Source organism: Paenibacillus wuxiensis (assembly GCF_040195695.1).
GTDB lineage: Bacteria > Bacillota > Bacilli > Paenibacillales > Paenibacillaceae > Paenibacillus_B > Paenibacillus_B suaedae.
The window spans coordinates 112,895-126,228 of the sequence record NZ_JBEFZI010000012.1; the positions used below are offsets into that span (position 1 = coordinate 112,895).

At 41.6% G+C, this 13,334-nt stretch carries 15 protein-coding genes; 8 read left to right on the top strand and 7 right to left on the bottom strand.

The window, feature by feature from the left end; translation table 11 throughout:
• Positions 1 to 170 precede the first annotated feature (170 nt).
• Together putP and ABN764_RS24735 are read right to left on the bottom strand one after the other, a co-directional pair.
• The gene (putP, locus tag ABN764_RS24730; RefSeq protein ID WP_446673404.1) at positions 171 to 1,667 is read right to left on the bottom strand and encodes a sodium/proline symporter PutP; all 1,497 of its coding nucleotides are present in this window, start codon (positions 1,665 to 1,667) and stop codon (positions 171 to 173) included.
• Between the two features lie 233 nt (positions 1,668 to 1,900).
• Positions 1,901 to 2,617, bottom strand: coding sequence for a CAP domain-containing protein (locus ABN764_RS24735; RefSeq protein WP_446673405.1), 717 nt, complete (start codon positions 2,615 to 2,617; stop codon positions 1,901 to 1,903).
• Positions 2,618 to 3,030: 413 nt separating this feature from the next.
• Here ABN764_RS24735 and ABN764_RS24740 point away from each other — a divergent pair, with 413 nt between their 5' ends.
• The 4 genes from ABN764_RS24740 to ABN764_RS24755 all read left to right on the top strand — a co-directional run bounded on the left by ABN764_RS24740 (position 3,031) and on the right by ABN764_RS24755 (position 6,033).
• Positions 3,031 to 3,420 carry a hypothetical protein gene (locus ABN764_RS24740; RefSeq protein ID WP_021255866.1) on the top strand — a complete coding sequence of 130 codons (390 nt, stop codon included), beginning with the start codon at positions 3,031 to 3,033 and terminating at the stop codon, positions 3,418 to 3,420.
• Positions 3,421 to 3,769: 349 nt separating this feature from the next.
• Positions 3,770 to 3,940, top strand: a complete 171-nt coding sequence (locus ABN764_RS24745) for a hypothetical protein (RefSeq protein ID WP_446673406.1) — start codon at positions 3,770 to 3,772, stop codon at positions 3,938 to 3,940.
• 634 nt (positions 3,941 to 4,574) lie between these two features.
• Entirely contained in the window at positions 4,575 to 4,985 is a 411-nt protein-coding gene (locus ABN764_RS24750) for a hypothetical protein (RefSeq protein WP_268627490.1), read from the top strand.
• 718 nt (positions 4,986 to 5,703) lie between these two features.
• On the top strand, positions 5,704 to 6,033 hold the full coding sequence (locus ABN764_RS24755; protein ID WP_072730762.1) for a BLB8/JUQZ-1 family protein: 330 nt from the start codon (positions 5,704 to 5,706) through the stop codon (positions 6,031 to 6,033).
• Positions 6,034 to 6,420: 387 nt separating this feature from the next.
• Here ABN764_RS24755 and trxA read toward each other — a convergent pair whose 3' ends face one another.
• The gene (gene trxA / locus ABN764_RS24760; protein ID WP_446673407.1) at positions 6,421 to 6,738 is read right to left on the bottom strand and encodes a thioredoxin; all 318 of its coding nucleotides are present in this window, start codon (positions 6,736 to 6,738) and stop codon (positions 6,421 to 6,423) included.
• A 2-nt stretch (positions 6,739 to 6,740) separates the two neighbouring features.
• Positions 6,741 to 7,112, bottom strand: coding sequence for a MerR family transcriptional regulator (locus ABN764_RS24765; RefSeq protein ID WP_028532044.1), 372 nt, complete (start codon positions 7,110 to 7,112; stop codon positions 6,741 to 6,743).
• A gap of 318 nt (positions 7,113 to 7,430) precedes the next feature.
• Between ABN764_RS24765 and ABN764_RS24770 the strand changes: the two genes are divergently transcribed.
• A complete protein-coding gene (locus ABN764_RS24770) occupies positions 7,431 to 8,495 on the top strand; it encodes an ankyrin repeat domain-containing protein (protein WP_446673408.1) in 1,065 nt (354 codons plus the stop codon).
• A gap of 96 nt (positions 8,496 to 8,591) precedes the next feature.
• Positions 8,592 to 8,729 carry a hypothetical protein gene (locus ABN764_RS24775; RefSeq protein WP_446673409.1) on the top strand — a complete coding sequence of 46 codons (138 nt, stop codon included), beginning with the start codon at positions 8,592 to 8,594 and terminating at the stop codon, positions 8,727 to 8,729.
• 208 nt (positions 8,730 to 8,937) lie between these two features.
• On the opposite strand, the gene gltS is transcribed toward ABN764_RS24775, so the two are convergent.
• Together gltS and hutG are read right to left on the bottom strand one after the other, a co-directional pair.
• Positions 8,938 to 10,128, bottom strand: a complete 1,191-nt coding sequence (gltS, locus tag ABN764_RS24780; RefSeq protein ID WP_446673410.1) for a sodium/glutamate symporter — start codon at positions 10,126 to 10,128, stop codon at positions 8,938 to 8,940.
• The gene (hutG, locus tag ABN764_RS24785; RefSeq protein WP_446673411.1) at positions 10,112 to 11,092 is read right to left on the bottom strand and encodes a formimidoylglutamase; all 981 of its coding nucleotides are present in this window, start codon (positions 11,090 to 11,092) and stop codon (positions 10,112 to 10,114) included. Before hutG ends, gltS begins: the two co-directional genes overlap by 17 nt.
• A 119-nt stretch (positions 11,093 to 11,211) precedes the next feature.
• Between hutG and ABN764_RS24790 the strand changes: the two genes are divergently transcribed.
• The gene (locus tag ABN764_RS24790) at positions 11,212 to 12,168 is read left to right on the top strand and encodes a LysR family transcriptional regulator (protein WP_446673434.1); all 957 of its coding nucleotides are present in this window, start codon (positions 11,212 to 11,214) and stop codon (positions 12,166 to 12,168) included.
• A 130-nt stretch (positions 12,169 to 12,298) separates the two neighbouring features.
• Complete coding sequence (locus ABN764_RS24795; RefSeq protein ID WP_227774501.1) at positions 12,299 to 12,439, top strand: hypothetical protein; 141 nt, start codon at positions 12,299 to 12,301, stop codon at positions 12,437 to 12,439.
• A 671-nt stretch (positions 12,440 to 13,110) separates the two neighbouring features.
• Here the strand turns inward: ABN764_RS24795 and ABN764_RS24800 are convergent.
• Entirely contained in the window at positions 13,111 to 13,263 is a 153-nt protein-coding gene (locus tag ABN764_RS24800) for a hypothetical protein (protein ID WP_174808862.1), read from the bottom strand.
• Positions 13,264 to 13,334: the final 71 nt, after the last annotated feature.

The window sequence follows — 13,334 nt, forward strand, 5'->3', positions numbered from 1 at the left end:
TGATCAGATCCCTCTTTAATGCTCTCTTTGCATAAATAAAATAACACCAGAGCAAAGTCTGGTGTTAAAGTGTAGGGTTTGTTGTAAATTTCGTTTTCATTTCTCCAAGGTGAGTGAGCATCATTCGAGCATTGTTCTCGGCGTATTGCAGGGATGTAAGCCCAAATTGATCATGCTTCTTTTACATTCGTGTGTAACCGTTTCAAGCTGGTATCAAACTCTTTCTCGATAGCTTCGTCCCGTTGATAGGTAAACAGACTTATGGCAATAATGACGATAAGGTTGACGATAAATCCGGGAATGATTTCGTATACATCTCTAGTAATTTGCAAGTCAATATTTTTCCAAATAATCACTGTTGTTGCGCCTGCTAACATTCCGACAATGGCACCCCAATTGGTCATTTTTCTCCAGTATAGGCTTAACAGGATAACGGGGCCAAAAGAAGCGCCAAAACCGGCCCAGGCATAAGCGACAAGACTTAAAATGGTTTTGTTTTCACCGCCCAGCGCAAGCAGGCAGGCGATGACTGAAATCGTTAGAACAGCCATTCGTCCAAAGAACACAAGTTCTTCATCAGAGGCATTTTTACGCAAAATCAGCTTATATAAATCTTCTGTCAATGCACTAGAGGTTACAATGAGCTGAGAAGAAACCGTGCTCATTATTGCAGCCAATACGGCAGCAAGGACAAGTCCGGCAATAAACGGATGGAATAAAATTTGTCCAAGTTGAATGAAGACAGCTTCTGGATTAGACAATGTATAATTTGTTTGTGCAAAAAAAGCAAGACCTACTAATGCTGTTAATGAAGCGCCAAGTAATGTGGCAACCATCCAGCCCATACCAATACGTCGCGCAGTTTTGGTCTCTTGTACAGAGCGGATGGCCATAAATCGGACGATAATATGCGGTTGGCCAACATAGCCAAGTCCCCAGGCAGCTGCAGAGATGATGCCGAGCACAGTAGTTCCGTTAAATAAATCTAGGAGGGACGGATCTATGGCTCTGATTGTATCAACGGTGTTGGCAAACCCACCCGTCTCGCTCATTGCTAACACTGGTACAAGGATAAGAGCAAGCAGCATGATAATTCCTTGGACAAAGTCCGTCCAACTGACAGCAAGAAAGCCCCCAAACAATGTATAGGCAACAACCACTCCGGATACGAGGAGCAGCCCCGCTATGTAAGGAAGGGAGAAGGAGTTTTCAAAAAAGACGGCTCCTGCCACCATACCTGAGGAAATATAGAACGTAAAGAAAATGAGGATAACAATGGAGGAAACAATCCGCAGAAGTTTGGTGCTATCCTTAAATCGATTTTCCAAAAATGACGGAATGGTAATGGAGTTCCCGGAAACTTCCGTGTATGTGCGCAAACGTGGGGCAATAAACAGCCAGTTCAGATAGGCGCCAACCGATAAGCCAATGGCAATCCACATATTTGACAGTCCTGTCAGGTAAATCCCTCCCGGAAGCCCCATTAACAGCCATCCGCTCATATCGGCAGCGCCAGCACTTAAAGCAGTTACAGCAGGCCCTAAGGAACGTCCCCCTAACATATAGTCCGTCAAGTTTGTTGTTTTTCGGAAAGCATACCACCCTATACCTAGCATAGTTGCCATATATATCACGATGGCAATCATTTTTGAAATATCTTCCAACACTGTTCCACCTCGTTTAAAAGATGATATTATTCAATATATTACCATTATTACGACATATTGACTTGAATTTTAAAAGTGAGTTGAACGCTACTAAGTGGGATGTTCGTACATCGTTATCTGGGAGCATCAGAGAACATTAACTTGCCAATAGACGGAGAGGGGTCAGCCTGAAGTGCCAAAAACCCGCATAAATTGCGGGTTTTTGAACCGTTATTGTTGGGAGATGAAAGGCGTTATCCAGTAAATTCCTGAACCCATGTGTTGTTATAAAAAGCAATACCGATATGGGTATAGTTATTATTCAGTATATTTGCTCTGTGGCCTGGGCTATTCATCCAATCCTTCATAACCTGGGTAGGGGTAGTTTGCCCTTTTGCGATGTTTTCTCCAGCGGTGTTGAATGTAATCCCGAATTCCTTCAACATATCGAAGAGGGATCCATGTGTGGGAGAATTATGATCAAAGTAATTGTTGTTGTACATGTCCTGTGCCTTGACCATAGCCACATTTGACAATTCTCCACTCCTACTCAAGGAACCTAATCCTGCTTTGGACCTCTCTTGATTTACTAGATCTAGAACCTGCTGCTCGAATTCGGATAAATGATTATCCACAGTACCTTCCTGTGCTGATCCTGTTGAACCTGTTGGCTCCTTATTTTCAGGATTCCCTGTAGGTACCTGGTTTGCTGGATTTCCATCCGGTGTTCGAATCAGATCCAACAAATCCAATGGAATTCCATTTTGTGCTTCTTTTGTTGTCATGGAAGATCGCTCTTTCCATGACGTAGCTGTTGATGATGCCTGTGTGAGGACAGAGTTTGGCGCAGTAGCATGATCATGAGTTGAAATTCGTGTTTGCATAGGAGTCACTTGCTTTTGCATCATATTGTTATGGGACGAACAACCTGCCACCAATAATAATACTGCTAATACAAAAAACTTTGCCATTAGCCAACCTCCTAGATCCGTTAATTAATAAAGTTACCGGATTTAGGTTTTCCTGCAAGCCTTTTACTTATTCCTCAGTACGGTTTGGCGTAAGACCAAGTTCCTCATAAAGGCGCACAGTATTAGGATGGATTCCAATGCTACGCGCGATTTCTGCTGTTCTGTACGTATTCATGAATCCTATCACCTCATCTCTGCACGATAATATCATCACTTAAAAGTCTGGTGTGCAGAAAGAATGTAATCACGATCACGGCCAGCACTAAATAGGTGGGGGAAGCTTTTACCTGGAAGGTAGTTGTAAACCTTGATTTTCTTCTGACTGGTACGTGCCGTTATCAAATCTATCAATATAGCATATTATGTAATGCAACGTGCAATCTACAAATGTTGCGAAAAGGGGATGGATATAAATGGCTTCATTTGAAATTGGGGCGAGATGTCTTTTCAATTTTCGAAACGAACGTTTTTTCCTATTAGTCGAAGATGAAATTACAGTTCCAGATAAAGGTGTGGAGATTGATCCGGTTAATATCTATGAAATTGACCAGCAAACTTTCAATTTTATCAGTGCTGAAGGAGATACGAACGAGTGTGTACCAGTTGCGACACTTCCAATTGTACCACCTGGATTTAAATTAGAACGAAAGTGTATTTTTACAGTAGATAACGCATACTGGGTAATCTATGATTTAGAAAATGGAAGTGACAACAATGTTATATTAATCATCGATGCAGCTTTATTTAACTCATTGAAAAATGCTGGTGTTCGTGAATGTGTTCCTCAAAATTTCATTAATTAAATGGATCAGATCTCAAATAGAATACTTTTTGAAAAAAATTACCCCTCGTAGTTTTTTTACGGGGGTAATTTTTTATGTATGAGCCTTAATTTTGTAATGTTGAATATGCATCAGGAATATTACTTTGGGCGGCAGGTTGAAATTATTTACGAAAACAGGCAATGGGAAATTACACAGCGACATATCGGCGTTCCAAGATGATATACATGATTGGAGAATTGAATAAGGGATCTAGTAGTGGAAAAAGCAGATATCACTGCGGTTACAGCAAGATGGATCTCTTCACCCGAGAGCAATATATTGCTTGGAATGGACATGAACCTCCGCCAGATTGGGCGGAGGTAACCCCTTGGGATATGTGGCTGGTATAGAAGAAGTAGGAATTCGTGAAGGTTACTATGATGTCCGAATACATGGAGATTTCTATGGAACCATTTATGATAAGTTCACCGAGTTGACAGGTGATGATATAACTTTCACAGATGATGAAAAGAAAAAGCTCCTTTATCTACTAATATAAGAAGCGTCCCGAGCGCAAGCATTAAATGATCGCAGCTTTTTGTGTGCATAGGGATATCGAAGGAGAGACCTGTGTTCTTCAAGCAACAGTCAACGAAAATCCTCATACAAGACAGGATGATGTTCATGTGGTCATTAGCGGGGGACATGGATATAACGAATTTAACTCAGAAAATTTCATAGAACTTCTTATTCACTTCTAATCGCAATGCCAAGATAACAACCTAGATCATACCTGGTTGCTATCTTTTTTTATTTTTACGGATCTTAATTCCTAATTGGTAATGAACTACACGGTATCTCATCCAGTGAGGAAGGTCATAACTAGCTATTCCCTTTCATGGTACGAGAAGCCTGTTGTGATCGTCGCGTGATCGATTCGTTCGGGATTATGTAGAACAGCATTATGAAAAAAGATTAGGGCCGATATGTGCTTCCCATCAAGAAGGAGCTGCGAAAGCAGTTCCATGGAACCGTCTTGGATGAATCGGCAAGCGGTCAGACTGTGTATATCGAGCCGACAGACTATATTTTGAAAAAATATAGTTGAAACATTGATGAAAATCATTCTATTTTATTGATATTTATGTATAATAAGGAGTGTAACACAAATTATGTAATAGGAGGTATTTATCATGTTTAAACGTTTTACTTTTTCACTCCTTTCGGTAGCAATGCTGCTATCTATTGGAACAGGTTCTGCTCTTGCTGCACAAGAGGCTCCAAAACCATCTGTTAAAGCAACGAAAATTGAAGATGTACAACCACTCGCTACTGGAAGTTTGAAAATTAACTGGGACTCTTTTTCAGGCAATTTTAATCACAATAAAGTCTCAGTGAAAAACAATAGAACAGGACAAATGGTGGTTGAACATTTGGTAGTTACTGGTACTTCAATTACCCTTCATGGATTACCTACTGATGATTATTCGATTTGGGTGGGTGTTTTCCTTCACAATGGGGAAAAAGCGCGAGATGGTTATGTTCCAGTCGCTTATGTTTATGCAAACCATGAGACTCCTGTTTACGTTCCTTGGCGTTACTAATCTCTCACAATAAATTGTCAGCTCATCAATAGAACTTACCTCTAAGCTGATAGACACATTCCCAAGACGAATATTGCATGTTAAAAAGGGCGGTGTCTTTTAGACACTGCCCTTTAATGTTTTATATGCTTGAGATAATTACACTAATGAATACTTAAATTAGACAAGACTAGCCTGTTGGCGACAAGTATTACCGCAGTACACTCAACAGTACCATTAAAGAGATAATTGAGGCGCATAGATTAAGATCCACATTATCAAAGCAAAGTAAATTGAAACTTGGAACGAGCTTCTTCAACTTAACAGATAAGTTTGGTGTAGCATGGTCAGGTAGCTATGATATGTTAGACGATCATACTCTATATGGTTATAGACCTATGGGCGTAAATAGTTAAGGAGGAAAATGTTATCAAGACTGGTCTTGGAAAGGTTACGATGCTTATACTCCTGGAACTGGGAAAAACGATTCAAGTTCAGCAGTGGGAGCATACTTTCATAAACAAGGAAATTTAAGTTCCTTTAGCTCGTTAGGTCTATATTAGATATTCCAGGCTGATCCGATAAGGGTCGGCCTTTTTCGTACCTAAATGACTTTGGACTCTTTATTAAAGTCAAAAAGATCACTATAAAAAGTAATCATTGTCTGCTATTTCATTCCTTTAGCGCATCATATAATAAAGGCAGAGGAGCAACTATCAAACAAAAGGAGACTATTAAAATGAAAAAAGTAACGATGGGCTTATTAAGTGTCGTGCTTTTGTTTTCGGTAGCAAGTTCTGCATTGGCTGCTCCATCAGTAAGCAGTCAAGGTAACATCAGCGCTATGAGAGCAGAATGTCCTTCTGCTGGCGCAGTGCAACCTATTGAAGTAGGAGTAAAATGGTTAATACCTACGAAAGGCGCAAGCTACTCGATTGCTTCTAAAGAGAATATTGAAATTGTTAATGGTCGTTATGTGCTTGCCCACGAACGAGGAAATGCAGACGTAAAAGTTTTTGACAAAAACGATAGATGTATTGCTCGCTATTATATAGCTGCGAGCAACTAATCAAATGGCGCTCCTCTATTGAAGCAAGAGAAGTTTGAACAACAGATGTCCAAAGTTATAAGCCAACAAAAAGAGGTATAGCCTGGTCGTTCTGGCTATACCTCTTCTATTTCTACCATCCTAAAATTCTTTTTTCGAACTAGAAAAATGAGCTGCAGCTATAATGTGTCAGCAGAAAATAAAGTATTAGACTGGATATCTATGATCTAGGCGACTTTTCAAACTGTTATAACGCCAGACTTACTTATTTACTTATTATTGCGATTAATTCGATTAAAGTTGTCATTTGCGAATTGAAACTGTCTATTTTACGGGGATAAGTTCAGTCATGGATAAAAACAGGACAGGAATGCCCTTCTTTGTTCCATAAGAAATGGAGATCCTAATTTAAGCGTACCGCTCGATCAGCGTTTCATACACACTTTTTGGACGGAGTCCGACTAATTTCTCTACCGGCTCGCCGTTATGAAACATAATGACGGTCGGCATGGACATAACGCGGTATTCAGACGCGATGGCAGGGGAGTCGTCGCAGTCTACCTTGACTACGTTTACCCGTTTCCCATATTGATGATCCAACTCGTCGAGAATTGGCAGAAGCGCTTTACATGGAGGGCACCACGTTGCTCCGAATTCAACAAGTGTAACCCCTTGCTCGCGAATAGATTCGCGAAATGTTTGTTCATTAACTTCGTATATACTCATCGTTATTCCTCCCGGTTCGTTGTTTGTCTTTCCTTCATAATGAAGCGGATGCGCTCTTGCAGATTGGACTTTATAGATTGAAGAAGATGGATTTGCTCGTCGATTTCCGCAAGCTTTTGCTCATATATCGGGAGCACTTCTTGACAGAAGGCTTCTTCATTCTTGAGGACGCATTGCAGAAATCCGGCGATTTGCTCCGTTGTAAGTCCAAGGCTTAAATAAAACTGAATGGTGCGAACTTGTTCTTCCGCAAACGTTGAATATTCGCGGTAGCCATTCGTATGCCTAGCGGGAGTAAGCAATCCCTGCTGCTCATAATAACGCAGTGAGCGAAGGCTAACCCCAGTTCGGGCGGAAAGTTCACCGATTCTCATGTTCAAATCCCCTTCACGAATGATTCTTCTTCATTATAAACCCTGACATTAGTGTTAAGGTCAACTCCTGTTTGATGTGAAGTATCAAAATAGTTGTTTATCTAACCTTTATGGATATGGGCTTTGTAAATGCTAAGCCCCGATTGATAATATTATTTCCAATAAAATGCTCGGAAGTTATACTTAGGATTGGACAGTTCCAGATCGTGTTGTGAGAAGCAATGGGAGTCTGAGAGTAAGAGGTTTGGAAATTAAGAAAGAATAGAGAAATGGATATCTTTGTGTTTGTGTCTAATGATTAAGGAGATGAATGATAATATGGAACAATCCGAACTAGTAGAGAAGCTCATAAAAGAAGGTGACGTAGAACGTATTCGATTGCTTTTACAAGATGGATTAAACCCACATCAGTCCGTAAGCTGTTATGATTCTTACTTGGAATGTGCTCTTGATTATGAACAAATTGAAATTGCAAGATTATTCATTGATTTTGGCACGTTACTCTCGAACGATGTAATGGTCAATGCTGCTAGATGTGCAGATCGTAGTCTATTTGAATATTTGCTTTCTAAGGGTGCGGATATAAATGCAATTAATCATGTTGGCCACTCTGCACTTAGCAGAGCTCTTGCATTCGACAATGAAACAGGTGCTTACGCGCTAATTGATTTAGGAATCGATTTAAGAATTACAGGTGAGAGAACGCTCATCGATTGTGCTTATGACGGCAGAAATCATTTTATAGAACTTCTTGTAAGTAAAGGCGTGAACATTAACTGTTACATAACGGATAGCCATTCATATTCTCATGGCGTTACACCCCTAATTGCTGCTGTGCAGGGTGAGCAATTAGAGACCGTTACATATTTCATTCAAAACGGTGCTGACACTACAATAACTGATCAATTAGGGTGCCGTGCATACAACTATTCAAGAATTTACAAATACGCTGAGGCTGAGTTAGAACAATACATCAAGTCACATGAGCCTTCCGAATATCATGACTATCAAAAACGAACGGAACAGCTAGTGAATAGTGGCTTGCCTAAAGAAGTTATTAAGGAATTAGGAACCGTAGAAAAGCGAATTGATTTTGAATCAGATAATTACAGTGAATATCTTATTTTAGGTACCATTTTTGATGTTGTGCGTTTCGTGTATTATGACTATGAATTATATAATCTCGTGTTAGAGGTAGATAATTATGACGCATTTGGCTTTTTCACATGGTGCCCGAGTTTGAACAAGTTTGTCAGTGTGGACATTGAACATGAGTGGGTATATATTTTGCATGATATGACTTGGGAAAGCTTCTTACGCAATCCGGGAATTTATATCGACCGTATTATTAATTTCGAGTATGATTCTGAAATCGAGACATAGGGAAGCGAGGAAGTCTACTTTTTAATTAGCGCTAATCCCAAGTTTTGGGGATATTTTAGGAGTGAAAGTGGCTTGTCTTAGAGAGGAGATAAAAAAATGATTGAATTACGAAAAATAACCGGGGATAACATAGATGAAGTAATAGCACTTGAAGTCGGAGAAAACCAGAAAGACTTTATAGAAACGACTAACCTCAGAAGCTTTGCAGACGCGCATATGTTGATGAGAAAATAACAGAATCCATAGTAGAATAGGATCTCTCGGAAAGAAATGCAAGCTTTCAACGTCTCGACCCATAATAAACACAAATATTCAGAAGGAAAAATTTATTCCAAACCAACAGTAATGGCATTTGCGCAAATACAGTAAAACCTCCAGTTCCACATCGTGGGCTGGAGGTCTTTTTGTTTTGAATGGTGATCCCTAAAAGGGCACCAAGTATCTATTTAAATAAATTCAACGTCGTAATGATGATCGGCATGGCAAACACATCGATAAGAAAGGCGCCTACAATGGGAACGATCAGGTACGCTTTGCGGGAAGGCCCGAAGCGTTCCGTTACCGCAGCCATATTGGCCATTGCATTGGGTGTGGCGCCGAGGCCATGTCCGGTGAACCCGGCGACCATCACGGCGGCGTCATAGTCTTTGCCCAGTAACCTGAACAAAACAAATATCCCGAACAGAACGATAAAGAGGACTTGAACCAGCACGATGGTGAGAATCGGAAGGGCGAGATCTGCCACTTCCCACAACTTGATGCTCATAAGCGCCATGGACAGGAAGATGCCAAGTGTAACATCGCTAACCAGATTGATGCTCTTCATGTCGATGGCATTCGGATTAAATTTGTCCACAATGTTGCGGACGATAACAGCCACGAACATGGCTCCGACATATCCAGGAAGGACAAAGCCTGTCGCTGACGTGAACAGTTCTCCCAAATACGTGCCAAGCGCCATACAGAATGTAATGAGCAGCACTTGGATGAAGAAGGAATTTGTCGTTATCGGTTGAACGTATGCTTCTATGCTCGCTGCTGCTTCTTCATTTGTTTCCGTCGGCTTCAGGTTGTATTTCGCTATCAAATATTTTACCGTCGGGCCGCCAACCAGCCCCCCTGCGATTAGACCGAAGGTAGCTGACGCGATCCCAATAGACAATGCCGAATGGATTCCCAGATCTTCAATGGTTTGTCCAAATGCGCTTGCCGCTCCATGTCCGCCTTCCATAGACACGGCTCCTGCCATCATCCCAATAAGCGGATGAATGTCGAATAAGGAGGCGAGGGAAACCCCGATTACATTTTGCGCCAAAGCGAGGAATCCGCAGGCAATCCAGTAAATGACGAGCAGTTTTCCGCCTAACTTGATGAGTTGAAAGCTTGCTCCCAATCCTACCGTGGTGAAGAACGTGAGCATGAATAGACTTTGGAGCGAAGTATCCAAGGTAATTTCTAATAGACCTGTCGTTTTCAGGATCGTAGCTAGGATAGCAAACAGCAGTCCACCGACAACAGGCGCTGGAATACAAAACTTTTGCAGTACTCCCGATTTTCTGACAAAAAAGGTTCCAAGTACAAGCAGGGCTACAGCCAAAAATATCGTATTCACTTGATTAAGCGCCAGCGTCATCAGTGTTCCTCCCCATAAATGTCATGATTGCTTCATTCGTTAAGTATGCTCCCAGTTTTATGGTTCTCCCGTTCTCGTCAACAACCGGATTCACCTCACAAATATCAAAAGAAAGCGTTTTCTTATGAGCGGCGACCGAGCGAATAAGCGTGCGAACTACCATCGGTGTTAATCCGAAAGGAGAGGGAGCACTGACTCCCGGCGCAAATGCCGCATTGAGAACATCGGTACAAAGGGTGAGCATGACATAATCCTGTTGTTCGATGAACGTACGTAAGGATGAAAGGATGTTATCCATCTGTCCTTCATGCATGTCTTCTTCTAGAATGTAGCGGGCACCGATCTCGTCCGCCTTGTCGAACAATTCTTGTGTATTACCGAAACGCTGGATGCCAAGCACCAAGTAGCTGCTGCTCTGATCCTGCTCTACTATTTGGCGGAACATCGTTCCTGATGATGGCTGAGTGTCGTAGGGGCGTAGGTCGAAATGGGCGTCAATGTTGATAATTCCTAGTGAAGCATCTGGTCCGATATGCTGGCGGACACCTAAATAATGTCCATATAGCGTCTCATGTCCTCCGCCTAAAATAATGGGAGTAGCAGATTTGGCAAAGAGATCAGAGACGGCACAGCCCAATGCTGCCTGGGCATCTTCAAGTTTGTCATTGGAACAAGTCACATTTCCCGCATCGACAAGGCGATGACCCTCCGCTGTTCTCCAAGGGAGACTTGCGAGCGCTTGCCTGATCGCATTTGGAGCGTTCGCTGCACCTAATCTCCCTTGATTGCGCCGCACGCCTTCTTCGCATTCAAAACCGATGATGGCGCAAGTGTTTGGAGAAAAGGTTTCCCATGGTGCATCCAGCTCCATCCGCTCCACAATTTGATGGTAGCGGAAGCTGCTTCTTCTCTCTGCATGATCCGTTCGGCCGACCCATACATCGGCTCCAATCGATTTTCGCATTGACCCCACCCTTTCTCGTATGCTGTTGTTTCATTATATGATGACATTCTTATAATTTTAAATATATAATACAAATATATTAATAGCTTTAAGCTATAAATAGAGAAAGGAAGATCGTTCTGGATATCAAACAACTCCATTATTTTGTAACGGTTGCCGATCAGTTGAGCTATTCCAGAGCTGCGCAAAAACTGCATATTTCACAGCCCTCTTTAAGCAACGCAATTAAAAATTTGGAGCATGAGGTCGGATCGCCGTTGTTCGAACGAAGCACGAGAAAAATCGAACTGACGGACGCGGGCAGCGTGTTGTATGAGAAGTCGATTCGGCTGCTCTCCCAAATGAACATTTTGAAAAAAGAGATGGAGGAAGTAAAGCTGACCGGAAGAGGGGAGCTCGTGATTGGCATGATCGAGTCCGTAAGGCAATGGGTGCCCCAAGTGATCCGTGAATATCACAGCCGCTTTCCTTCGATGCATATTAAGCTGTTCGAGGTACTGAGCAGAAAGGCGGTGGTCGATTCCTTGCGGAAATACCATACCCACCTCGTCATTACGAACCAGTGCATCCATGAAGACGATATTGAATCGCTCCCTTTGTATAAGGAAAGGTTAGTCCTAGTGCTGCATCGGGAACACGCTTTAGCCCAGAAGGATTCCATTACATTCAAAGAGTTGGAGAAAGAACCCTTCATTATTAGCATGGAAGGATTCCAGACGAGAGAAGATATTTTGAGAGCCTTTGCGCTTGAGCAAGCATCACCGAACATCAAATTCGAAATCGAGCGGTTCGAGACCGCTTTGACATTGGTAAGAGAGAATCTTGGGGTCGCCATTATCCCTGAAAATTATTTAGTCGAACCGAAGGATGAATCGATTGTCCGCAAAACGTTGGATTCACCAGCGCTGGAACGTACCGTCTATTTGATGGTTATGAAAAACCGGTATTTGGCACCTGCGGTTCAATGCTTTTTGGAAGAGATTCGACGTAACTTTGAGCTGAGGCATAAAGCAACGGATGTGATATATAGTATGGGTAAGGGTGAAAAAGAGAAGTTAGAGAGTAGTAATCTTTAAGGTAAGGAGGTTCGTGCCATTTCTTTACTTTGTATCTGTTCGTGAAGTTCATAGATATCATCGTGGTATTTGCAAGCTTCGCAAAAATCATGAGAAAGCTCAATAATAAGATGAAAGAGGTATCAATGAGATGGAACAAATCAAAGCTATAAAAACCGAAATAGGTGAAATTCATGGAAGAGACGCGATCTTTCTGGATGATATTCAATTCAATTATCAAAAGAATGAAGTTAAAGATAAGTGGTTCATTATGTACAGAATCGGATTATGATGAGTTTATTGGATACGAGTTGCTATTCAAGAAAGTTTATTACTTTAATATGGTTGAGTTAGATGTGAGTTTTCAGATGTTTGATGATTCATACAATGAATGTTGTAGTTTTGCGGAAATATATAATACAAAAATACTTAGAGATATAAAAAATGCAAGAAATATGGAGTTAAAGCAAAATGTAATATATACATATGACGACGATCGCATGTGAAGAATTCGAATTAAGATTAAAAAATTAAGAGCAGTAGGCGACGTTACACGAAAGGCTAAGAGAACAAATCGAAGCAATCAACTTAAATGGATAAGATCTAGGGTTGAATATTTATGTTCCAAAGCTCGATCCATCGTAACTAGGAGGTAGGCTCTCGGAGCGTAGATAAGATCGTTATATGAAATTTCAATAGTCAATCTTGTCGGTGTGACGCATCATCCACTCCACGAGACGCTTGATTCTTCTTGGAGTCGTGGTAGGAGCTTTTTCTCCCTTCTTGCCTTTCTTTGTTTTGTTTTACGCTTGCGTTGTTTCTTGGGTTTGAGATTTTTGTCCACAGTAGGCCTGAGTCGGTTGAAAAAAGAGTTTAGCAACGTTTCACACATATTTTTACCAATTGAAGATGCAGTAGAAATAAAGAATCCCCCTACAGAAGTAGGAGGATGACAAGCCCTCGCTATTCGACAGCTTCGACCGTGACGATCGGATTGGCCAGCAGATTCGTCTTGATCGATGCATCACCGCTGTCCTCCAGTTGCGCCTCGAAATAATCCTTGAACCGGCTGTAATGCTCCTGCATCCGGTCTGCGGCCCGCACGGAGGCCAGCATTTGAATCCCCTTTGAATCCAATCATTACCACCGCGGCAGTGCATAACAAAATCATCATATTCAGCGGGTTC